14 protein-coding genes and 1 pseudogene are annotated in these 22,939 nt (G+C 67.9%); 9 read left to right on the top strand and 6 right to left on the bottom strand.

Going from position 1 to position 22,939, the window contains the following annotated elements; genetic code table 11:
- Positions 1 to 32 precede the first annotated feature (32 nt).
- On the bottom strand, positions 33 to 818 hold the full coding sequence (locus ADL01_RS05710; protein WP_053740787.1) for a hypothetical protein: 786 nt from the start codon (positions 816 to 818) through the stop codon (positions 33 to 35).
- 210 nt (positions 819 to 1,028) lie between these two features.
- Here ADL01_RS05710 and ADL01_RS47425 point away from each other — a divergent pair.
- From ADL01_RS47425 to ADL01_RS40965, 3 genes and pseudogenes are all read left to right on the top strand, one after another.
- A pseudogene (locus ADL01_RS47425) lies at positions 1,029 to 2,165 on the top strand (hypothetical protein).
- A 221-nt stretch (positions 2,166 to 2,386) separates the two neighbouring features.
- The gene (locus ADL01_RS05700; protein WP_053740786.1) at positions 2,387 to 2,578 is read left to right on the top strand and encodes a hypothetical protein; all 192 of its coding nucleotides are present in this window, start codon (positions 2,387 to 2,389) and stop codon (positions 2,576 to 2,578) included.
- 420 nt (positions 2,579 to 2,998) lie between these two features.
- Positions 2,999 to 4,849 carry an N-6 DNA methylase gene (locus ADL01_RS40965; protein WP_159049459.1) on the top strand — a complete coding sequence of 617 codons (1,851 nt, stop codon included), beginning with the start codon at positions 2,999 to 3,001 and terminating at the stop codon, positions 4,847 to 4,849.
- Positions 4,850 to 4,896: 47 nt separating this feature from the next.
- Here ADL01_RS40965 and ADL01_RS05690 read toward each other — a convergent pair whose 3' ends face one another.
- Positions 4,897 to 6,366, bottom strand: a complete 1,470-nt coding sequence (locus ADL01_RS05690; protein ID WP_053740784.1) for a serine/threonine-protein kinase — start codon at positions 6,364 to 6,366, stop codon at positions 4,897 to 4,899.
- 207 nt (positions 6,367 to 6,573) lie between these two features.
- On the opposite strand from ADL01_RS05690, the gene ADL01_RS05685 reads away from it, so the two are divergent.
- From ADL01_RS05685 to ADL01_RS05660, 6 genes are all read left to right on the top strand, one after another.
- The gene (locus ADL01_RS05685) at positions 6,574 to 8,256 is read left to right on the top strand and encodes a PD-(D/E)XK nuclease family protein (RefSeq protein ID WP_053740783.1); all 1,683 of its coding nucleotides are present in this window, start codon (positions 6,574 to 6,576) and stop codon (positions 8,254 to 8,256) included.
- Between the two features lie 68 nt (positions 8,257 to 8,324).
- A complete protein-coding gene (locus ADL01_RS05680) occupies positions 8,325 to 9,518 on the top strand; it encodes an HU-CCDC81 and SPOR domain-containing protein (protein ID WP_053740782.1) in 1,194 nt (397 codons plus the stop codon).
- Positions 9,511 to 13,224 carry a hypothetical protein gene (locus ADL01_RS05675; protein WP_053740781.1) on the top strand — a complete coding sequence of 1,238 codons (3,714 nt, stop codon included), beginning with the start codon at positions 9,511 to 9,513 and terminating at the stop codon, positions 13,222 to 13,224. The genes ADL01_RS05680 and ADL01_RS05675 overlap by 8 nt, the downstream gene beginning before the upstream one ends.
- 31 nt (positions 13,225 to 13,255) lie before the next feature.
- The gene (locus ADL01_RS05670) at positions 13,256 to 16,342 is read left to right on the top strand and encodes a pPIWI_RE module domain-containing protein (RefSeq protein ID WP_063783457.1); all 3,087 of its coding nucleotides are present in this window, start codon (positions 13,256 to 13,258) and stop codon (positions 16,340 to 16,342) included.
- A 1,017-nt stretch (positions 16,343 to 17,359) separates the two neighbouring features.
- Positions 17,360 to 17,572, top strand: coding sequence for a hypothetical protein (locus ADL01_RS05665; RefSeq protein ID WP_234354506.1), 213 nt, complete (start codon positions 17,360 to 17,362; stop codon positions 17,570 to 17,572).
- A 280-nt stretch (positions 17,573 to 17,852) separates the two neighbouring features.
- The gene (locus ADL01_RS05660) at positions 17,853 to 18,251 is read left to right on the top strand and encodes an amphi-Trp domain-containing protein (RefSeq protein WP_078960341.1); all 399 of its coding nucleotides are present in this window, start codon (positions 17,853 to 17,855) and stop codon (positions 18,249 to 18,251) included.
- Positions 18,252 to 18,539: 288 nt separating this feature from the next.
- Here the strand turns inward: ADL01_RS05660 and ADL01_RS05655 are convergent, their stop codons facing one another.
- From ADL01_RS05655 to ADL01_RS05640, 4 genes are all read right to left on the bottom strand, one after another.
- Positions 18,540 to 19,313 (bottom strand): DUF4238 domain-containing protein, encoded by a 774-nt coding sequence (locus ADL01_RS05655; protein ID WP_053740778.1) that lies wholly within the window; start codon positions 19,311 to 19,313, stop codon positions 18,540 to 18,542.
- Positions 19,310 to 19,585 (bottom strand): DUF4238 domain-containing protein, encoded by a 276-nt coding sequence (locus ADL01_RS47420; protein WP_078960339.1) that lies wholly within the window; start codon positions 19,583 to 19,585, stop codon positions 19,310 to 19,312. The genes ADL01_RS05655 and ADL01_RS47420 overlap by 4 nt, the downstream gene beginning before the upstream one ends.
- A 273-nt stretch (positions 19,586 to 19,858) precedes the next feature.
- A complete protein-coding gene (locus ADL01_RS05645; protein ID WP_199834763.1) occupies positions 19,859 to 21,076 on the bottom strand; it encodes a DUF4041 domain-containing protein in 1,218 nt (405 codons plus the stop codon).
- A gap of 161 nt (positions 21,077 to 21,237) precedes the next feature.
- On the bottom strand, positions 21,238 to 22,518 hold the full coding sequence (locus ADL01_RS05640) for a hypothetical protein (RefSeq protein WP_053740775.1): 1,281 nt from the start codon (positions 22,516 to 22,518) through the stop codon (positions 21,238 to 21,240).
- Positions 22,519 to 22,939 lie beyond the last annotated feature (421 nt).

Here is a 22,939-nt window from a genome sequence, read left to right as displayed (position 1 = left end):
ACAGGACCCTAGACAAGTCCCATCGTTGCAGGTCAGGAGCACTCTCCGCTTATTTGATCAAGCCTCGGACACCCCACCTCGTGAAAGCGCGAGGCTAGGGCGGCCAGCACCTCGTTCTCCACGTCAAGCAGGTAGGGACTCGGCTCGTTGCCCCAGAAGCCGCCGGTGACGATGATCTGCGAGCCGCTCGTGAGGTCAGCTGCCTGGTGGATCCCGACGTGGAGCAGGAGGCGCTTGCGTGCCGACCACGGCTGGCCCACCTCGGTGACCACCGTACCGAAGTTCTGGCTGATTGCCCGTTGGACGGTGTCTTCGACCACCTTGGCCCTCTCGACGGCCTTGATAGCGAGGGGCTGGGAGTCGGTTCTCAACTCCACAAGGACGGGTGGGGTGATGCCGGTGAGCGCGGTGGCGAGTTCGGTGCGCAGGTCCTGCACGCCGTCCAGGCGGCGGGCCTTGACCTCGATGGCGAGGTGCATCTCACGCAGCACCAGGTCCGGCTCGGTGGCGCCGTTGCGCTGGCCGAAGTCGAAGAGGATCCCGGCGCGCGCGAGCTTGGCGCCGGCGACCATCTCGGCCCGCACGATGAGCAGGTCGTCTTTGGTGGTGGCATTGCGGAAGTCGCGGCGCACGCCGGCGATCCGCTGGGGCTGCGCTTTCTCCAGGGCCTCGACGATGTTCTCGAAGGCCGTGACGATGACCGAGGCGAAGTTGTCCATGAGGCTGTTCCCGGTGGCCTCGGCGATCAGGTCGGCCAGCGGGTGCTGTTGCGGGGCCCGGTTCATCCATTCCTGGAGGAAGGGGAACGACGTACTCACGTGAATTCCTTGAGGATTGGCCGGGCGAGGGACGTGGTCGCGCCTGCGGCACGGCCAGCGTACGCGCGGCGCGGAACGAACCGCACGAGGTTTCCGCGAGCCCCCGGAGCGCTTCCACCGGGGGACGGCTGCGTCCGTACGGTTCGCTGACCGGGAGGTCGGCCGAGGCACAGGACCCCCGACGGGCCGCTGACGGGCGATGATGACGCGGTGAGTCTGGACCTGAGCAACTACGAACTCCTTTGGCCCGTATCGTTGTTTGCCTCCGAGAGCGAGCGCCTCCTTCGTTCCTCGAATTCCTCGTGGGAAGAGCGGGCGGAGTGGCTCCTGTCGGAGGCGCTGGCCGGCACGACCGCAGTCGCCGACTTCCAGGACCTGCCCCAGCGCACGGTGCCCTCCGATGATCCCTGGGCTTCTACACCAACTCGCTGGGGCAACCGAGCAGCGACGGACCAGCGGGACTGGTTCACCGAACTCGTCACCCGCTCAGCCGATATCCGCCCCGCCGTCGCGCCCGGCCGTACTGGCCACAGCGCCGTGGCAGCGGGCTCGCGCACGACGGCCGCACGCCACGCGACGCGCGGCGGGACTTCGCGCGGATCATCGGTGAGTTCGCTGACAACGGTTACCTGGTCGAAGTGTCCGGGGAGGAATGCGTCGACGACCCCGGCGAGTTCCCCGATGCCTCTGAGGTGATCGACCGGTGCCTCGGCATCCCTCTCTGTGACCCGTGGCGCCGGAAACGTGGGACGAAGACATCTTCTACGGCCTGATCGAGGTGTTCCACGATCTGGTCAGCCGTCCCCACATGAGGCGCTTCCACTCCTACAGTGCCTGCGGGTGGCACCACTCGGAGTTCCACAACGGTCCAGCGCGCGTCATGTACCGCTGGAAGGTCAACCATCTGCTGCGCGAAGTCGGCATCGAATATGAACTGGCCGCCCAAGGCGAGGACCTCGGACGTCTGATCGCCGTCACCGACGACGCCCGCAGCCAGCTTGTGCACCGCGTCCTCGACAACAGCACCCTGGACACCACCAGCGGTATCCGCCACGACATCGCCCTCTTCCGAGGACGCGACGCAACAGCCGAGAGCAAGCGCTCGGCGATCGTCACCCTAGCGGGCATCCTTGAAGAACGCCGTGCCCTGATCAAGGAGCAGGTTGGCAAGCACGATGAGGGGGCACTGTTCGAGATTGCCAACCGCTACGACCTACGTCACCGCCGAGCTGACCAACGCGGAGACTACGACGAGGCATTCCTCGACTGGATCTTCTGGTGTACCTCGCCACCGGGGAGCTCACCAACTGGCTTATCACATCACGCACTTCAGGTGCCGATATCTGACTCCGGAACGCCCTGAGTGCGCGAGGCAGACTACTCCGACGCTGAGGGATTCCGCCTCTCAGGTGGTCTGGCCAGTACGGTTGAGGCGGTCCTGTGTGTAGCGGAAAAGGATGTCGACGCTCTCGGGCCAACGGCGGGTTGGCGCATCACACGGCGGCCAGCGAAGGGACACCTTTGGTCGTGGTCCGGTAGCGCCCTTGGTCTCCCTTCGAGTCGCGGCTGTGCAGGTCCCGGATGGGCTCGACTACCAGGTGCTGATCACCGTCGGCGCCGAACAAGTTGTTGTCGCTGTCCTCCAGCCGCTCCCGCAGCTTTCCCAGGTCGTGGTCATGTACCTGCCCTGGCTAGGGGAGGGCCCCAACCTGGGACCCACTCGTCAGCCCCAGGTCACGAGCAGCTTGGTGGCGGAGTAGCCGGGGATCCACACCGAGCCATCCAGAGGCGGGAAGTGTCACCGAAGCCAGGCATCCCCCTTCCCCTGTGGCAGCCACTGCGGAGCTGGCATGGCGTCGGGAACGGCAGCGGGGTGGTGCGGGGGGCTGCTGGACACGGCTCTCGTGCTACCTACGCGAGAGTACATTGACAGAGTCAACACGTAGGCTTCGCTCACTGGGCGCACCACGCATCAGGGTGCGCACAGCCCGCCCCATCCAGCCATACCATCCCTGAAACGAGAGACCATGGAGCAGCAGGACGAACCGGTCACGCTCAGCCTTGCAGGGATCGCGCGGCTTGCCGGAGTTGGTCGCGCCGCTGTGAGTAACTGGAGGCGGCGTCACAGCGACTTCCCGGAACCTGTTGGCGGCACGGATGCCAGCCCTATGTTTTCCCTGGTGGATGCAGAGTCCTGGCTTCTACGGCACGGCAAGATCGACGAGTCCTCCAGTGGCTGGGACCGGCTCTGGCCACGGATCGAGGACCTCGGCGATCGGGACGGGATGGCCCATCTGCTGGCCTCGGCGGGGGAGCGTCTGGCAATCCCGCCAATGAACCCGCCGCACGGAGCGCCGGAACCTGGCACTGCTGATCGGAGGCTTGCGGACGAGGTTGTGCGGCTGGCCGGTCGTCAGTCGCCGGAGGAAGCCTTCGCCGTGTTGTTGGATCGTTGGCACGCCGTCCATGTACGCCAGTTGATCGTCAGCCCCCGCCAACTAGCCGACACCATGGTGACCCTGGCCGCCGAACTGCGTGGCGGCAGTGCGCCGGTGCGTCGGGTGCTGGACCCTGCGTGCGGGATGGGCTCGCTGCTGGCTGCGTCCGGTCGGCGGTGGTCGGGGCAGGTACCTCCGCCCGTGCTGGCAGGTGTTGACAATGACGCTGCCGTGGCTCGCCTCACCCGCGCCAGGCTGGGTCTGGAGTTCCCGGACTGCGAGCGCCACGTCCGGTCTGCGGACACGCTGCGTGACGCCGCCCTGGAGCATGCCTCCAGTGCCGATGTGATTCTGAGTTATCCACCGTCCAACGAACGTTCATGGGGACACGAGGAGCTGGTGACCGACCCTCGCTGGATGTATGGCCTGCCACCGCGAACCGAGCCTGAGCTGGCGTGGGTGCAGCACTGTCTGTCCGTACTGGAACCTGGGGGCGTCGCAGTGCTGGTCCTACCGCCCGGTGTCGCTTCGCGCCGGGCCGGACGGCGAATCAGGGCGGGGCTGGTGCGTACCGGAGCCGTGCGCGCCGTAGTCGCTCTGCCGCCCGGGAGTGCGCCGCCGCACGGAGTGGGGCTGCACTTGTGGCTGTTGGCAAAGCCTGGTGAGCACCCTGCAGACGAGGTGACCTTCATTGACGTCGCAGACTGCCGGACGACCGCGCTCACCGGCCGAGGCACGGCCGTCGACTGGGACGGTCTGCGTGAGCGCACCGTGGCGGCCCTACGCGGCAGTGACGTACCAGGGGTCACACGGGTGCCGACAATGGAACTACTCAGCGACGAGACCGAGCTGACGCCCTCCCGGCGCACCGTGACTGAACGGTCTGTGGGGCCGGTAGAACTGCGCCGCGCCTGGGCCGGCTGGGACAAGGCGCTGATGGACGTGGACGACGCTGCCAAGGGCGTCCACGAACACGAGGCGAGTGCCGCGGCGCCGGACGTCTTCGGCTACACCGTCGTGGGTGACTTGGAACGTTCCGGTGCCCTGGACGTGACGGCCGGAAAGGCCGTCGCCGATGATCTGATCCAGCAGGGAGCGCGGGCCGAGGGAGCCCTGTGCGTTGTCACCCCGTGGGCCGTCCAGGGCGAGGAACCCTGGGTTGACGCGGCGCAGGCTGCCGGGCTGGAGGCTGAGGGACAGGGGGTTCTGACGTCCTTCGGCGACGTCGTGGTCGTAACCGCAGCTGGCGGATTCGACGTCTGGGTCGAGACGGCCGGGCCACGCCTGCTCGGTGCCCACACTGTCCGGCTGCGGACCGACCCTGCACTGCTCGACCCGTTCTTCCTCGCCGCGTGTCTGCGCGCGCCAGGCAATGATCAGCGGGCAGGAACCCGTGCCTCCTCCACCTCCCGGGTCGACGTACGCCGGCTGCGCGTCCTGCGCGCGCCAATGGTGCAGCAGCGGCGGATCGGGGAGGTCTACCGCCAGCTCGTCCGGTTCCGGGAGGCGGTGGCCGATCTCGACAGGCACGGTGAACTGCTCTCCGCCATGCTGTCGGGACTGCTGGCCCAGGGCAGGTTGACGGGGGAGTAAGGAACAGGGGCTTGGCAGGCGCCGGGCGCCAGTTTCTGCGAGGCTCGTCAAGCTGGCCTTGGCAGCAGTGCCAGCAGCTTGCGGATCGCTTCGGGCAGCCCCGGTGACACTTCTCCTTGCCTCGCGTCCAAAGTAAGTTCCTCCACTTCGACGCCCACCTCCCGGCAGAGTTCCACGGTCTGACGGGACGGCCCCGGCCCAGGCCAAGACGTGAGTACCTCGGCCAGCTCCAGCCAGTCGTCCGCCACCGCCTGGACTGGGCTCCCCTCCGCAGCCATCACCTGGACTGCTCCGAGCCGCGCCCGGACCCGCAGTTCACCGGTCTCCGTGCCTGCCGGTGCGTCCGCGAGCCGCCTGGCGACGTCCCGGCAGGTGCGGCCGACGGCAGCCGTTTCCCCGCGCAGCAGCTGAGCACGGGCCACGGTGAGGCGCGCGCCCTGCACTTCGCGGACCGCCCCAGGGAGGCACTGCTCGGCGCGCACCAGCATTGCGGTCAGCTCGTCGACAGCCTTGTCCGGTTCGCCGCGTTCGACTTCGATCTCGGCCTCGGCGCACAGATTCCGCAGAGCGGATCGGGTAGGTCCGCCGACGGGGCGGCGATGCACCCGGGGGCGGCGCGCGCTCGGGGACGCCGTTGCCGCTCGCGGGGCCGCAGTGGTGTCCGCAGCGCGATGGGGCAGCGTCGGGTCGGGGTCAAGGGCGGGACGCGGAGCGGGGTCACCGGGTGAGGGCAGGAGTAGCCGCCAGATCTCGAGGGCCAGCTCCAAAGGCGGCCTGTCGGCGGGCGACTTGGCGAGCATGCGGTCGGTGATGTCCACGATCCCGGACGGCAGGCCGGGGATATCGTCGCTGAGCAGCGGCGGTCGCTGCTCGCAGTGCAGGCGGGCCAAGTCGTAGTCGGAGTGGTCGGCCTCGAAAACCAGCCGTCCGGTCACCATCTGGAAGGCGATGCAGGCGACACCGTACAGGTCAGCCTCCGGGCCCGGGTTACGTTCGCCGCGGTGGATCTCCGGGGCCATGTAGCCGATGGTGCCGGGCGTTCGGCCGTTGGTGTATCGGGTGGCCGTCGGATCTTTCGGCAGGGCGATGCCGAAGTCGGTGAGATACACGACGCCGTCCCGCCGGGCCAGAAGGACGTTGGCAGGCTTGACGTCCCGGTGCACTACGCCCGCCCCATGCACCCGCCCGAGTACCTCCAGCAGCGGGACAACCACGCACGCTGCGGCCGACAGGGTGGGTCTGTTCCGGGTAAGAAAGGCATGCAGGTCATAGCCGTCGACGTACTCCGTGACGAGGTACGGGCGCGGCGGGGAGAGATCCGCGTGGACGAAGGCCGGCACGCCCTGGCCGCCGAAACGTCGGTGCATCTCACACTCGCGGTCGAAACGCCGTAGCTCTTGGGGGGTGGGCGCCCGGTACCCGCGCAGGGCGGCCTCCGAATCTCGCGGCCACAGGAACTTCACTGCGACCGCCCGCCCGGCATACCTGTCGGCGGTCGCCCGGTAGACGACGCCCATGCCGCCCCAAGCGCCTTCCCCAGCACGGCTGAATCTGCCCGCAAGCTTCTTCCCCGCCGGCCATGGCTCCACCACGCGTACTCCCTGCTTTTCCTGGCGAACCGTCAGACGCCAAGTTACAGGAGAATACTGCGTGCCTTGACTTTGTTCACAGGGCTCTGTCACGGTGATTGCCCTTAACCGTCGAGACCGCAAGGAGTCCGCACCGTGCAGCCTTGGGTCAATCCCCCCGGTACGGTCGGCGCCGGGCGCCTGGCCCGCATCCCGGTCCGTCACCTGCGCGACGAGGAGACCGGTTGTCCGATGAACCGTGCTCTCAGCGTCCGCCGTGATCTGTCCGCTGTGATCCGGGTTTCGTCCAAGACGCCGCGAGAGGAGTTCCCGTTCGCGCTCCCGCAGGAGCTGCTCGACCAGCTGGAGTCTGGCGAGGCGCAGAACATCGACCAGGCCCTGGATCGGTGCCGAGGGATGCGGTCCCGGTGCCTGCCGCAGCACGTAACCTGGTCGGCGGCTGCTGCCGAGCGCTACCTCGACGCCCGCCGCCGGGACCAGGAAAGCCGGGACGGCGCCAGCCTCCCCCGCACGTTCCGCGCCTCGGACGCATGGATCGCGTTCCGCGCGGTCGCGGAGCCCGACGTGCGCGGTATCACCGACTACGAACGCACCGTCTGGGGGCGGCAGTACGTCTCGGCCGACGCAACGCTGCGCGAACTCGTCATTCCGGCCAAAGGAAATGCCAAAGAGTATCTCCCGCTACCTGAACTCGCCGCTGTCGCCTCTGTCCTGTACTACGGGATTCCGGCCCGCATCCCCCCGTTCAAGCACCAGTCCCCGGCTCACAGGCATCCGGCGCCTCCGCCACGGCCGGAACGCGTCCGGGTGTACTCCGCTGGTCTCACCGAAGGCCGTATCCGGCTCCTGCGCGCAATCGAGACCGACGCCTTCGCGGACTGGAGTGCCGCAGAGATCCGGGACTTGCACGAGCAACACGTCGTGCCCCGGCTCGGCCGCGTCCTCGACGGCCGCGAACGCATCGCCGGTGCTCACTGTGCTGGTTGCAAGGTGCTACCCGAGTGCTCCGCCTTACCGAGTGCGCCCGCTCTCCTCGCGGTTCCACCTCCCGCGTCGCCCGGCAAGCGGCGCACGGTATCGGTCAGCGACCTGAGGGCACATCACGACTGTCCCGCCCGCTACCACCTGACCCGCGTGCTCAAGCTGCCGAACTCCGTCCAGGAGAACGAGGCCGTGCGCAGAGGCCGGGCCGTCGACAGCTGGCTCAACGCCCGGCACGCCTCGGCGGACGCCCCACCGTGCCACGAGGTGCCCCTGCCCGCGCACTTGCCGGGTCTAGCGGACGAGGAGCTGGCTCCCGCCCTCGGGATGCTCCGGGCCCATCGGGCCCGGTGCCCGCTTGATAACCCGGCCGCGACGCAGTTCCGTCCGCAGCATCGGGTGACGGTCCACGACCCGCAGGCCGACGTCATCGTCATCGCTTCCTGCGACCTGGTCTACGAGGAACGAGGCGGCGTGGTCGTTCGCGAGACCAAGACCAGTGCGTTTCCATCGGGCAGCCGGACCGTCCTGCTGGAGAAGCATCCGCAGCTCGCCCTCATGGTGCTGCTCCTGGCGTCTGGCGTACTCGGTGGCGATCCGCGACGGTCCCGCGTGGAACTGGAGATCCTGCGCCCGAACGGGGCGGCCTTGGAGGAGTTCGATCCTGGCGACGAAGCCACGGTTGAGCACGCCCGTACCGTCCTTGCCTCGTACACCGTGCCCTGGTCCGCCGAGACCCGCTACGACGCGGCGCCCCGGCCCGGCTACGACTGCACTGACTGCGAGGCGCTGTCCTGGTGTGCCACCGGCAAGGAGCGCGTGGCTGCCGCAGGTTGAGGGGTGTGAAGTCCCTACCGTCTCCGTCAAGTCGTTGCGTCGCACTACTTGGAGTGAAACCCGTGCCCGTGAGTCTCCATACCACCCGCGATCCGTCCGCAGACGCGCTTGATGACTGGGCCGCCCACGACGGCGTCCCTCTGCTGGCCACGGTGGCCCGGGCCTTGTGCGTCCTGGACCACACCACCGGGTTGGACGCCTTCTCGCTGCCATACCCTCCTGTCGTTCAACTCGCCCTGGACCGGGCGGTCGTCGCCTGGCTGAGCCGCGGACTCCGGCCGCCCGCCTCGCTCGCGGAACTCGTCCAGCGGTGTGCCGACATTCCGCTGGAGGACTGGCCGCTGTCGCTGCCGTCGGACGCCGTCGGCCCGGACGATGTCCTGCTCGACCCGTACTCGCATCGTCCCACCCAGCTGTGCCACGAGTGGAGCGAGTGGGAGCGCTTGGCGCCAGACCCGGCTGTGCGGCACCGCGACCGGCAGGTGATGCGGGCCGCCCTGGACCGGTGCCGCAGCCACGGCGAGGAGGACGCGTACACCGAGTTCCGCGGCCTGCTGGTGCGGCGGCCGGTGCTGACGGCCCAGGAACTTTTCGCCTTGCACGGCGACTTCACGTTGGAGCCGGTCTGGGACTTGATCGACCTGATCTACCCGGAAGTCCCTCTTTCCTGGAGCCGGGACGGCTGCTACGCGGTGTGCGGCCGCTGCGGGACGCTGCTGACGCCGCTAGCGGGCGGAGAGTGGTGGTGCGAGCGGGACCGCTGCCGCCGGCAGGGAGACCCGCCGGTCGGCCGTCTGATCGAAGCGGCCCACGCGGGCACCGTGTACCAGCTGGAGCGCCCGCTGCGTCGGCACGTCACCGGGCCAGGATTGGCTGAAGTGGAACTGGAGGACCGCTTTGCCGATCTGGGCCTCGACGTCACCATGTGGCCCGGCTTTGACGCTTATGACCTACTGGTGGCCTTCCCCGACGGCCACCGCTGGGCCGTCGACGTCAAAGATTGGGCACACCCGACCTTCCTCGGCCGAGCCGCCCGCCCTGTGCGGCCCGAGCCTCCGTACGACGAGGCGTTCTGGGTGGTGCCTGTTTACCGGGTGCGCGAACGCCCCGGATATCAGCAGGCGTTTCAGCGCGCCCGACCCGCAACATCCGCTGCCGTACACCTGCTTACCGACGACGAACTGATCCGGGCCGCCCGGCAGCGGTTGGCTGAGCCGCGCCGTGGCACCCGCGCCGACAGCCGGGAGAACACAGATGCGTGACGAGAAAGCCTGGTGCGAGTCGGTAGTGGAGGAGCTGAGGGACGAGTGGTCCGGGGCCAGTGCCCCGGACGGGTTCGGCCCGCTCGAGTTGTGCCGTGTCGAACTGGGGCTGCGGCTGCTCGAACTGCTTGCCCCGACGGCGGACGCTGAGGACGCCTACGTACTGTTCGGTGGCTATCAGTTCGCCCAACGCGCCGGGTTGGCGCAGCAGCCGTGGCAGCGCATGGCCCTCGCCGCCGCCCGGCACCTCCTGTGGCCGCTGCGGCGGCGCGCCTGGCGGCAGGCGCTGGACGCCTACCGGTTGGTCTCCAGCAGGCTGCGAGCTTACGAGCTGCCGCCTGCCGGAACCGCTGGCGGTCCTCGACCCGTGGTGCCAATGGTGGCCGGGCGCCGGATGGGCGTCTACGACCAGGCCCTCACCCAGTTGCCGGGCATGGTGACCCGCGCCCTGAAACCGGCCCCCGCAGGGACGAGTTCCTTCCAGGAACGTCGTCGCAATGCCTCGGTCACCATTCCCGAGGACCTCGTCTTCGCCAATCCGCCCGGCCACGACCTTGCCGCGGGCCGGCCTGGTGGCGGCGAACCCCTCACTGTGCGGCGCGGTGAACTGTGCGCGACGGCCCGCTGGATGGACGAGCGCGAGCGCGAGGCGGGCGTCCCACATCCCGGCCACTGGGAACAGCGGCTGGATGGGGTCAAGTTCGCGCCTCGCGATATTGCGGGAACGGACTACGCCGAGGCCGACGAGGTCGAACTGGCCGGCATGGTCCACCTGGCCGGCATGGTCGGTGCCGGTAAGAGCACCTTTATGATTCTGACAGCCGTCTGGGCCGCCCAACGCAAGACTCCACTGCGCACCACGCTCGTCGTCGGCGATGTCGCCGAACAGCTGCGGCTGTGCGCCCTCTTCGACGCACTCGACATCGCCGCCGCGCCGGTGCTCGGCACCACCACACGCGAGCAGCATCTCCAGCGGCTGCACCGGCGACTGTCCGCCCGAGGACTCGATAACCTCCTCGACCACGACGACCCCGGCTTCGACCTGCTGAGCACCGCCTGCCCGGTGAGTGGCCTGCGCGGAATCGAGGGCGATCCGCTGGAGTATCGTGACGCGCCGTGCAACCGGCTGCACCCGGAGCCACAGCGCGGCGGGGCGGAACCGGAAACGGTTGTTCTGGAGCAATGGACTCCCGACCGGAGGAACACTCCACCCCGCCTGTCCCACGCCCCGGACCACCTGCCCGGCCGCCCGCACGGTTGCCCCCTCTGGGCCGAGTGCCCGCGCCACGCGGCTGCCCGCGCGCAAGTTGACGCTCTGATCTGGGTGGCCAACCCGGCCAGCCTGGTGCAGAGCCAGGTGTCCGCGCACCTCAACGACGAGCGGTTGCGCCAACTGGAACTGGCCTGCCTGCGAAGCGACTTGATTTTCGTGGACGAGGCGGACAGCGTCCAGATGGCACTCGACCGCCTTTTCACCCCATCCGGCACGCTGGTCCGCCCTGATACTGACTCCTGGCTCGACCAACTCAACCGCTACAAGATCGAAGAGCTGAGCAGGCGTGGCCGCCTGCCGCTGACAGACGGCCAGGTCGCCCAGTGGAACCGGGCCCTGGGAACCGTCACCCTCGCCGTCGACCCGCTCTGCGCTCTGCTGATCAAAGACGAAGACCTCCGAAACTGGGCTGATCCCGCCTACTTCAGCCCGTGGACCCTCCAGCAGAACCTGCTCGACGACCTGTTCCGCGACGTGACCCGGCGCTACCGTGAAGGGGCGCAGTGCCAGGCCGCACGGGAAGCGTCCGCCGCGGACGACACCTCCGTCGACAGCGCTGAACTCTACGAGGGCTACGACGACGTGGCCCATGAACCCGGCCCTTCCTCGCACGTCGCGCTCTCCCCGGCTCGCCGCCTGCTCGAGGAAGCCTGGGATGCCTTCCGCGACGATCCGTTCGACGAAGGTGACACCCTCGACTCGCTCACCGGCGTCCTTACCGACACGGCCGACGCCCTCCTCCACCACATGGCAGCGGGCCGTACGAAGGAGCGCGTGCGCGAGCTGGCCGGTCAGCTCGTCGACCGGGTGACGGAGGAGGTACGGGCGGAACAGCCCGCAACCGCCATGCCTCCGCCCGAGCCAACGAAAGACTGGTGGGACACCTTGTGCCTGCGGCTCTCCTTCCTCCTGTTGCTGAGCACCCTGCATCACCGGCTGGAGCGGCTCACGTTCCTATGGCCGCATGTGGAGGCCGCCCTGCGACTGGACTCTCAGGGCAAGGAGCTGGCTCGGCGCGTCCCGCTGGACTACGCCCCGCTGGTGCCCGAGGCGCCCATGGGTAACATCCTCGGCTACCAGTACCTCCCTGACGGCGAGGAACGCGACGACGCTGGCCGCCGCGGCGGCACTCTGCGCTTCTTCCGCTGCGCGGGAGTGGGGCGCGAGTTGCTGCTGAACCTTGACGGCCTCGGCGCCGACCCGGCCATCGGCCGTGGCGGCCCGCACGTCGTGTTGATGTCCGGCACCAGCTGGGCCGGCGAGTCCAGCCGGGCCCACGTCCGCGTCCCGGTGAGCCTCGTCCTCAAGCCCACCGAAGCGTCCCTGGCCGCCGTGGCTCAAACCTCATTCGCTACCCGTTTCCTCTACGACCGTGACGGCCGCCCGATGAGCCTCTCCGGCACACCACCGCGCGACCGGCTCGCCCAAGCGGTCGCGATGGCTCGGCGGCTCGGCGAACCGGGACTAGGCGGCACATCGGTGCTAGGCCAGGAGATCAGCCGGATCCCTGAGACGAGTCGGCGCCGAGCGCTGATCCTCGTCGGCAGCTACCGGGAAGCCGCGGCGGTGGCCGAGGCACTGCACCGCTTCGACGCCTGGCGCGGCAAGGTGAGCGCGCTGATCCCGGACGACGAAGCCCGCGGCAGCGGTGGACCAACCGGCACTGCCCCCGGGCAGCCGGACGAGACTCCGGCGACGCTACGGCGTGGCGATGTCGCCCGCTTCGCGGACGATGACACCGCAGAAGTCCTGGTCGCTCCACTGCTTGCCGTCGAGCGCGGCCACAACATCCTTAACGAGGAGGGCAAGGCGGCCTTCGGGACGGCCCTGTTCTTGGTTCGCCCGCACCCTCGCCCCGACGACCTCGACTTGTCCGTTTTCGCCGTCAACCACTGGCTGAGCGGCATGCTGCGCGACGAGCCGCGCCGAGACAGCCTCGACGGCCCGCACACGCTCACCGAACTCATGGAGAAGGAGGGATCGCTGGACGAAGCGGCCCGAGCTCTGCGTCACCAGGGTCGCCGCGAATGGCGCCGGCTGCTCAACCGCCGGTACGCATACAGCTCACTGCCCACCTGGGAGAAGCGTGCCTTCGCTTGGGACCAGCTCGTCACGCTGTGGCAGGTCATCGGCCGTCTGGTGCGCGGCGGAGTGCCCGCACGGGTGGTATTCGTCGATGCCGCCTTCTCGCCTCGCTTGGCGAGGCAGCTCGCACCCGGCAGCACAGGCGAGCCGCCCTCCGTGACCGATGTGCCGGGCACCGACGGCCTGCTCCACGCCCTCGGCGGCATCCTCGACCCCTACCTGACGGACCGGCCCCGTGCCGAACAGGCCGACACCGCCCCGCCCCACCCCGACCCGGCGGCTCGCGCTCTGGTCCGTCTCCTGTACCAGCCGTTCTACAACGCCCTCCGCACGATGACCCATCGTTGACCGCCCGACTCTGCTCGTTGGGAGCTGTCCTATGCCACCCGTCTACCGCTCCGCTCGCACAACAGCCTGGCGTCCGACCGACACCTCTGCCTCTCACATCGCGCCCTACCGCGTCCTGCCCTTTCCCGAGCAGTGGCGGGACGCCGTTCTGACTCTGTGCAACGCGCCCCGGGTGGCAGCGGGCAAAGAGCCGTGGCGTACGGCACCAACCTGGCGCTTGGAACAGGTTCTGCAGGCGTTCGCGCCCGACGTCCTTGCGCTGCCGCGCCCTTTCCACGACCGCGACCTGGACGCACCGGCCCACTGGCTGTGTGCTCCGGCCGACCTCCCCGACCCGCTCCCTGGCCCGGTCCTGGACACCGTGCTCAAGCACTGGCTGCGTGACTTGAGGCCCGAGCCCGAGCATCACGGCCTGCTGAAGGAAACCATCGCCGAACTGACGGCCCATCCGCCGCGTTGGGAGACCGTCCACCACGAACTCATGCCGCGTGACACGACCCAAGGCGGCACCGCGCGTCCGTCACCACACCAGTACAGCCTCAGCCCTGACTGGCTGGCCCGCAGGATCCTCGCCCTGGGCCCGTACCCGTACGGCGGTGGGCAACTCACCTTCCGGGCCATGCCGCGCGGACCGCGTGACCAGGGTGCTCAACTCGTCTCCGAGCCGATTCGGTTCCCCGGGCCTGACGAGAAGCAGGATTCCTGGTGGTCGGTGACGCTGTCGATCACGCTGCAGACCGTGCCGTTCGACCCGTTGCCGCGCTTCAACCTCCGCTGGTCGGTTCGTCGCTGGGCCACTCGTACCAGCGCCAAAACGGGCCGATTGCACCTCCCGTGGGGTGCGAGCACCACCGTCCTGCTGCGTCCGCGCAGGCCGTTCCTGCCGGGCACGCCCCGCAGCGAGCGGTTCGCCATCGCCCGTCTGGAGCGTTACTGGGACAAGGACTTGGGCGAGAAGGGCGGGTTCGCCGACCGGTGGCGTGGGGGCGGCCCCGCAGCGATGCTCGCCGGGCTACCTTTGGGCGAGCCCTTCCCGGACGCTGGCGCGATTCTGACCGACCCTGCGTCCTGGCTGCGCGACGACGCTCGGGCCGGTGTTCTGCACCGCACCGCGATGGGTCGGCACGATGTGGGCACCGGCTTCATGGCACACCAGCTCTCGCAGCTCACCGACTGGGCGGAAGGTGCCCTTACACCCGAGGTGCGCCGTGCCCCGGACCTCTCGCTGATCGACCGGGGTACGCCCGCGAACGTCCCTAAGGGGGACAAGGAGACGATCGATGCGGAGCGGTGCACTCAGCGCCGGCTGGCGGCGGCCTACGCGCTGGACGCCCTCGACGGCGTGGCGCGCCAGGGCGGCGCTCCCGTGCTGGAGGCACGGCTGCTGTGGCAGTCGCCGCGGCTGCGTGACGCCGCCTTGGCCTCCCTCGCCGAGCATCTGGGCCTCAAGGGCGACGGTGGGTCCTTCACCGCACAGCAGTACGACGATGCCACGGCCGGTGCCCCGATCGTGCACGAATGGTCCGCCCCGGAGCTGACCGTGAGGGTCCACTGCCTGCGCCCGCTCGTCGCGCTCGGTGACCACACCGCCGACAGCCTCCTTGCCCCCCTCGATCTGCCCACCGGCACCCGTATCAAGGACGCCCAAGTCACCGCCGCAATTGCAGCCCGCCGCGACAGCGCCGCACAGTGGCTGGCTGCGGAACGCACCACCGACGTGCCGGCCCTCGCCCTTGTAGAGATCGGCCGCGCTGCGTCCTACCCGAGTACACTGCACGACCCGAAGTTCGCCATGCGACTCGGCTGCGCCAAGGCTGGCTTCGTCACACAGTTCACCACGGTGCCTGTGGCGGGCGACGAGAACGGCAAAGGTGCGGAGACAGCGTCCAGCCTGAGGCACCGTACGCTCAGCGCTTGGAACGACGGTCTGCGGCAGCTCGGCGCGCGTACGGTCCCCCGTCATGCCGCAGGCGAAGGTCTGCCCGACGGACTGCGGCACGCTGCACTGTGGATGGTCCGCAAGAACCGCACGACTCGGAATCGCTGGGCCGCCTACGTCCCGGTCGGCATCATGGTCACCCCGGACCCGGCGGGCACCGGCGCGGCCCGCGTCGAAGGCTGGGACCCTGAGGCGCGCTCCGGCGCCGGCGCCTGGGTCCCGTACCCCGAACTGCTGCTGAGGCTGACCACGAAGGCAGAGGTCAAGCCCGTTGTGCCTGGCCAGCGCGGACCACAGGACGGCGCCGCCGACACGTCGGAGGCGGAGACGGGAGGTGAGCTGGAGCGTCCGAAGCTCTACCAAGAACGTGAACGGCAGCGCCGTGAGGCCGCCGAGTGGCTCCAGGGCCTGCGTGCGTCCCTTCGCGCCGCGCCGACCGTCCTGTTCGCCGAGGCCCACAACGCCCGCTCGCACTGGACCTGGCTCCAGGATGGCCGGATCGAACGGGATCGTCTGCAAGACGGCCTTGCCCCGGCTCGTCGCCTCGACCCCGACCTGCGGCTGGTTCGGGTCCGCGCAGGGGCCCGGAACGAGACACCGCAGTGGTGGGGGAGAGCGCCGAAGGACAAGGCGAATGGTATCCAGCAGGGCTTGTGGGTGCCGGAGGGTGCGGCTGAGGACGTCCGCGTCTTCTTCAGCACTACGGCCAAGCCAGTGCAGTTCAAGCATGCGGCGGTGACCGCCGATAGGCTCTCGCCCCGGCCGATTGCCCAGGGCAAGCGTAAGGGCGAACCCACCATTGACACCGGCCAGGCGGCCTGGATGCCGGGGTTGCTGGAGATCGCCGTCCTCGGTTGCCATCCGGCTGATGACGACCCGAGCTCCTTCGCGCTCCTTACCCATGTTCTGCGCCAGCCTTCGGACTACGACCAGGCCCTTGCCCTGCCCCTGCCACTCCACTTGGCCGGCCTGGCGCAGGAGTACGTCCTGCCGACGCCGAAGGGCGAAGAGGCGGAGGAGAAGGAAATGGGAGAGACGGGAGCGGTGGGACAATCCGGCGCTTCGGATGATTTGGACGACGCGCAGGACGCCTCGCCGGTGGAACAGCCGGTGCCGAACCTGGAGTCGGAGACAGCGGACGCCGACACTGACGGCCAGCTGCAGCTGTTCGACGTTTGACACCCGGACGGGATGTCAGCGCGGTGCGTGATGCGATGCTGTGTACCCAGAGCATGACGGACGATTCACCGTCCACATGAACCGGCGGCCCTCTGTAGTCCGTTACGAACGGGTTAAAACGACAGCGCCGCCGTCGATGCCGCTCTCACCGCAACGGCTGCCAAATGCTGTCAACAGCAAGAGCGGTCGCAGTGCCACGGTTCAAAGGAGTGGCTCTGACGCACTTTGGTCGTGAGTAAGCTGTTCCTGGTTTGATAGGGGCTCGATCATTGGAGATGATCGAGCCCCTATCAAACCAGGAACAGCTTGGAACGATATATCGTCGCTGTTATTGCTCCCCGCGGCGAGTGCGGTCTTCGAATCGATCCGCATTTCAAATAGTTTTCATCGCCCGCGATCGGGGCGGCATATACCTGCGGCCCTCATTGGTCAGAGCGCTATCTGGCGCTGAAGGGCATAGGGCCCGCATGGCTCACAATGGTCAATGCTGCATCAATGTTCCTCTGCTCTGATCGGTTTCGATCGATGCTCTGGCAGTGCCCCCACTTATTGAGTGGCAACCTCGGCGTCGCTCTTATGCCTCGTCTTGAGCAGGGTCCCTTCTCTGATGGGCTCATCGACGTCCTCCTGGCCCATGCCCGTGTGGACACCTCTACGCCCCCGGGGCTTCCCGCTGTCTGGAGACAGCGTTGTAGTGCGCACCCTCTCGGAATGCGGGCCTATGTTGTCAGCGTGCAACGATCGTGACGCCCTGAACCGCCCCTGAAGAGGCGCCCCACGCAAGGAGCAATAGAGCAGGCGCTTAGAAGGCGCCTGGCGAAGACACGTCTGCTGTGCATCTGACCTGCCCCTACGTGATGTCCTGACCGGCTGTCAGCGAATTTTCCGCCGTTTTCGGGAAGGAGCCGACTGGCTCGACTGCCCGGAAGGCTGCCGCTCGCCGTCAGGGGCACATCCGACCGCGCCGCGGACTCGACCGCGCGGTGGGCGTACGGCCACCATGTCCGCACCGGCCGGGTGGGCGCGTGGGCCCAGGCCCAGCGCCGGTGGATCGCGCTGGCCTCGCTGTTGATCATGGCCCTGGTCTTCGCGTTGTGGAACCATCCGACGGTTCTGACCATCATGCTGCTCGTCGTCATCCTGCTGGTGCTGCTCGCACTGCTCGCCGCCTCCGGCCGCGCCGCCGCCGTCGAGCGGGTGACACCACACCGCCCGGAGAGCGGCGAGTGACGTCCTGAATCCCCGTTGTCGCGTGCATGTGCGACCTTGATCGGCCCCGGTCGGCAGGCTCTTCGCGGGCCTGCCAACGGCCGGAAGGCCGACTGTCGTCATTCACCTGTTCCGGGTGATGCGGAACCGCACTCGGCGGACCCACAGTGGGGATCACCTGGACGGAGCGGTGGTCGCCGCGCCTTCGCCGGGGGGTGCCCGTAGGGCGTCGGAGCGATGAAGCAGGGGACGGCCTCGAGGTGCGGCCCGACACCCGGGCCGTATCCGGATTGGAGACACCATGAAGGACCTCAAGTTCGAGCAGAAGCGCTCGCTGTCACGACTTGAGGCGGCCGACCAGCTCACAGCGATCGCAGCCGCGCTGAGGGAAGGTGGGGAAGCCGAACTTAAACTCAGCCCGGGAACGCTGAGCCTGCGGGTCCCCGAGGACCTTCGCAGCGAGATCGAGGTCGAGATCGGTGACGGGGAGATCGAGCTGGAGATCGAGCTCAAGTGGCCGACCACACCGACCCGGACAGAACTGCCGCGGACGGGCGCAGACCCGGAGGAGGCCACCAGGCGAAAAGAGGGTGCCCGCCAAGCCGGGGCGCAGCAGTACAGGCACCAAAGGAAGCAGGAGCGCGAAGCGGTCCGCCACGAGGGCGTCCTGAGTTCTGCGAGGACATCGGACCGGCCATGACAGCCCGTGCGTGCCTGAGTGTCCGGCGAACGACCGGACGACTGCGGAGCGGGCCCATGGCTCCCTGGGTTCGGGCGGTGGCGCCGTGATGCTCATGAGCCGATATGCGGATCGGGGCCTGTCGGCGGGGGTCTGTGTGCGGCTAGGCGCAGTTCACAGGAAATGCGTCTCGCCGTTCGAGACGCGTGTGCTACCGCGACCGGAAAGCGAGCGCGGCCGGAAGGGCGGCATTGCAGGAGCAGCGGAGGAGAACTCAGCGTCGGCCGAACAGCTCGGGGCGGAGGTGGGTCAGAGCGGCTTCCGCCACCCGGGCCTGCTCGGGATGGACACCGCCGAGGCGGTAGAGCGGGCCAGGGGGTCCGCGAGAAGGTGTCGGTCGTCCGGGTGTGCGAATGCCATGAAGTATGCCTGTGCCAGCAGGCGCTTGTTGACCTTCACGGCCGCTTCCCGGCTTTCTTCCGGAGTCATCCGAAAATGCGAGGGCACGGTAGCGACAGGGTGGCTGAAGAGGAGAGTTCGCCGACCCACAGGTACGACGATGTCATCAGCTCTGGCCAGCCCTCGATTCCTGGTGCTCTGGACCTGGATGAGAGTCCTGGTCTGCCGGATTTCTCCTTGCCCTCGGCGCCTCCGACTGCGGGTCCGGCGACGAGCCTGCGGGATCACGGGATCAGGCCCATTCTCCTGATCCTCGAAGGTAGCGACGGGCTCGTCGCAGGTGAGCAGCGCGCTGTCGGTCAATTCGACTACGGTCAAGGGTCTGTTGAGCAAGTGCTCGGAGAGAGGTTCGGCCAGCTTGCCCATAAGGCTCACGTGCTCGTTGGGATGGCTGGTGACCTCAAGGGTTCTGAAGTCGCGGAGCATTTCCCGGTAGGCGGCGATCTCGTGGCGCCCGGCACCGACGGGTGCGTTCAGCTGCATGATGCGGACGTAGAAGTTCGACATGAGCTCGATCTCGCGGCGCTTGCGGAGCCCACGGACGAGTTGGAAGGCCGTGAAGATACAGAGGTCCGTCTTGTCTTCGGGAGTGATCGGGCGCCCCCAGGTCACGGCCGAGGTCACGCGACGCAGCGCGCTCCCGCGTTGTCCTCGACCTTCTGCAGCACCAGTTCCATGCGCCCGTCCGGCTCACCGTGGATGTTCTGGAATGTGTAGAAGTCCCGGATAGCCAGATCGGTTTCTTTGCGCAGCCCGGGTGTGGGGGACCTGCGATCGCGGACCCACAGCTGATTCTGGGAGTTGGCGAACCTGCGGAGGTAGAAGGCGGGCACCGTGTGGTGTCGTGCTCCTACCTGCTGGCTTGGATCAGCGTTCTCCAGGTCCCACTCGTCCATGCCATGAGCGTCGCACGAGGCACTGACACCGACAGCGCATACGGGCGAGCGCGGCCGGTCTCTCCAGTAACCAACACCGGCCGACGGCTGAGCTGGGACCTTGGCCTCCCGGTACTGCCGGCGTGCGCCCCGGTGTTGTGCTCGGTGGTGCGAGCATCGACAAGGCGCTGGACCTCTGCGGCCGGGTCGGCAATCTCCTCGACGACATCGCGCGGAGCCCTTCCAAGAGGTTGACGAACCACGCGGACGGGGATTGCTCTGCGGGATCCGCGTTCAGCTTTGCTGAGGCCAGCGGTTGCGACTCTGGAAATACTCAGGTGCCGTGGGTTCCTCTGTGAATTCGAGTAGGCCGCCCACTTTGTCCGCCAGGAGTGTCCGGACTTCGGACGGTGTGGCGAAGAAGAATTCACGCCGCTGATTGACGAAGTTGACGCGTCGGCTGGCGAACGCCTTGTGGAGTTGCGACTCCAGAGTCACGGCGTCCTCGGAGAAGAACAAGGCGTGGACGTCGTACCGGAACGGCACGGAAGCGTCGCCGAGTTCCCGGACGCGGTCCATCGGATCGAGGCGGCGGGTCATGCCGATCTTGACGATGTTCGGACCGAACGCACCGATGTTGGAGATGACGTACACGTAACCGGCACGGATGTTCGCGATGCGGTAGTCGTTGGCTGCGATGGCCTTCTCGATGTCGGCGAGGCGGCTGGAGAGTTCCGTGACGGCGGCGTCGTCGCCCTTGGCGCGGAGTGATGCCAGGGCGCTGACGTAGTGCGCTCGTTCCTTCTCAAGCCGTTCCTTCTCGGCGGCCAACTCCTGCTCGGCCTGGCGCTGTTCGCGGAGAAGCTGGCGCTCGTGGCGGGCGTGTTCGCGCTCTTCCTGCATTTTTATCTGGAAGTCGGCGGTCAGTTCGAGTTCGGTGACACGCAGCGCGTGATATTCGGGGTTGATCCGCATCTCCATGATCGCCCCGAGCCTCTCGATCGCGGTGACCGCCGACTCCAGCCGCTTCAGCGCAGTGCGTACGTTCCCCGACCGCAGCGAGCGAACGCAGTTGTCGGCCTCGGCGTTGTAGGCCCGCAGCATCAGCTTGGACAGATCGCCGACCAGCTTCCGGCCCCGGGCCAGAGAACCGTCGAAGGTGAACATGTCGGCTGCGAGGATCGCGCGACTGCTCTTGACGGCTTCGTCGATCTTGTCCTCGAGGCTGCGCAACCGGTCCTTGTAGGCCGCCGCGTTCTCCAAGGGATGGTGGTAGCGATAGATGCCGACATCCTGCAGGGCACGCTGATCGCTGAGATCGATCAGGTCGGAGCCACCTTGTGCGGTGGCGAGCGCCGCTTCGAGGTCGGCGATGCGGGCCAGCAGTGGCGCGGGGTCGACTCCTCGGTGCGGTAGCGGAGTCGGTGGAACGGCTGAGGCGGGGTCCTGCCGCGTTCCCGGTGACCCCTGCGGCGGGTCCGTGGGAGGGGACCCGATGGTCTGCCCGGTCATGGGCTTATCGGCGTCGACGTCCGGTTCGGACCCATCGTCGGGCACGAAGAGGTGCCAGCCAGGTGGTGGGGCCGGCCAGGCCGGGTCAGGGTTCCATCCTGGCGGGGGCATCCAGCCCTCGGGCGGTGTGGGCCACCCTGGAGGTGGGTTGAACCGCATGGTCACTGCCCCCGAACGCGGACACCGCGACTGGTGTCCGCCGGGACCAGGTCGAATGGCGACTTCGACATCGCGGCACCGAGGTGCTGCAACGTGGCCTGGGGGACCACTTTGGCCAGATCGAAGCTGTTGAAGGTCTCACGGTCCGCCGCCACGATGACCAGAGGAACGGTGGCCGGGCGGCCGGTGGCAGGGTCGATTGTGTCAACGCCGACCGCCAGCGCGATCGAGTGGACTTTGCCGGCGCGGTCGGCCTCGAAAACTTCGTGCAGACTGCGAACCGCGACCTGCCAGACCGCGTTCGCGTACCGCTCCTTCTTTTCGCGGACGGGCAGGCTGGTCGAAGCGATCTCATCCTTCGCCTTCACGTACCGGTACGCCTTCACGGCGGGTATGGATGAAGGCTCCGGAACGCTGACCTTGAGCGAGAGTTCGCGGGACGCGAGATTGAATACATGGTCGTGCTCGACCGGGAAGACCTCGGGGTAGACCGAGTTGGACAGGACGATGCCGACGTACTCCTGGATGGCAGACTCGACATCGAAGGCAAGGTCGTTGATGAGCTTGGCGACCTCCGCATTGTGAGCTGATGCGTCAGCCTCGCGCTTCTCACATTCCTGCTTGTACTTCTCCTCAGCGGCCGACAGTTCCGCCATGCGCTTGGCTTCCGACTTTTCGCGCTGGGCTGCCTTCTTGACGTAGCTGCTGTGAGCGGCGTCCTTGGCGCGCTCCCAGTGGCGATGCGCGTCCGCAAAGGCGGTCCGAGCCCCCTCGACAGCCTGTTGGTGCCGCTTCTTGCCGCCGAGCATGGCGGAAAGGCCGCCGGGTGCGGCCGGCTCCTCGTACACGGGCTCAGGCGCGTAGTTCGGCTCCGGAACCTCGGGTGTTGGGACGGCCATGCGACCAGGTGCGAACGGAGGATGCTCGACCGCCGAGATCTTCAGGGATTCGAGATCGACGTAGTCGTCCATGTCCACGGTCCACGCGAGCAGACCGTCGATGTCGGCGAGATCGCCGACCAGGCTGGCGTTCATCGACTCGACCTCAGCGAGCCTGGACTCCACGTGGAGCCGCGTGGCCTCACGCTCTGCGGCTTTCCTCTCCGCGGCAGAGGATCGCGCCGCCGCCAATTGCGCGCGCTCGTACGCCTTCGCGGCTCGCTCTGCTTGGCGCTGCGCCGCGAGATGAGCACGATGGCCAGCGGCCTCTTGCTGACGCCGACGCTTCTCCGCTTGCTGCGCCTGGTAGTTCAGCTCCGCAAAAAAGCCGCGACGCTTCCCCATAACATCCCCCCACAGGAATCGGCACCCGAGGATCTGATCGTAGGACGTTAACCGTATCCATGATCGTTGCCACTGGCGAGGTGAACCCGGGATTACGGGGCGGAGGTTCTCGCCGGTCACGGGTGACCAGGCGAACGAGGTCGGTGCCGTGGCTCCGGCCCTGCGCCCGGTGTTACCCGCCGCCGACGCGGTGCCTCCCGCGAAGAACCGTCTGCGCTCGGCGTACGAGCACGAGTGCCAGGAGGCGCCCCGGTCCGGTCGTCCCCCGGGTATACGACGAAGTGAATGACGGTCATGTGACCTGAATGTGCCCTCGCGGCCTTAGTACTGCAATCACAGTTGCAGGATGTGGCCTCGGCGTTTGTAGTGGCTGCGGCGGGCCCGGGTTTGGCTGAGGCGTCTCCACCATGACCAGCGCAGA

This window comes from Streptomyces sp. NRRL WC-3618, from assembly GCF_001280005.1.
Classification (GTDB): Bacteria; Actinomycetota; Actinomycetes; order Streptomycetales; family Streptomycetaceae; genus Streptomyces.
The sequence above is the reverse complement of the archived record's forward strand: the minus strand, read 5'-3'. Positions and strand labels throughout refer to the sequence as shown.

Bases quoted from the DNA above. Each gene is read 5' to 3' on its own strand.
- ADL01_RS05675 (WP_053740781.1), top strand. From the start codon at position 9,511: ATGCGTGACGAGAAAGCCTGGTGCGAGTCGGTAGTGGAGGAGCTGAGG.
- ADL01_RS47420 (WP_078960339.1), bottom strand. From the start codon at position 19,585: ATGGACGAGTGGGACCTGGAGAACGCTGATCCAAGCCAGCAGGTAGGA.
- ADL01_RS05645 (WP_199834763.1), bottom strand. From the start codon at position 21,076: ATGACCGGGCAGACCATCGGGTCCCCTCCCACGGACCCGCCGCAGGGG.
- ADL01_RS05690 (WP_053740784.1), bottom strand. From the start codon at position 6,366: ATGGGCGTCGTCTACCGGGCGACCGCCGACAGGTATGCCGGGCGGGCG.
- ADL01_RS05670 (WP_063783457.1), top strand. From the start codon at position 13,256: ATGCCACCCGTCTACCGCTCCGCTCGCACAACAGCCTGGCGTCCGACC.
- ADL01_RS05660 (WP_078960341.1), top strand. From the start codon at position 17,853: ATGAAGGACCTCAAGTTCGAGCAGAAGCGCTCGCTGTCACGACTTGAG.
- ADL01_RS05640 (WP_053740775.1), bottom strand. From the start codon at position 22,518: ATGGGGAAGCGTCGCGGCTTTTTTGCGGAGCTGAACTACCAGGCGCAG.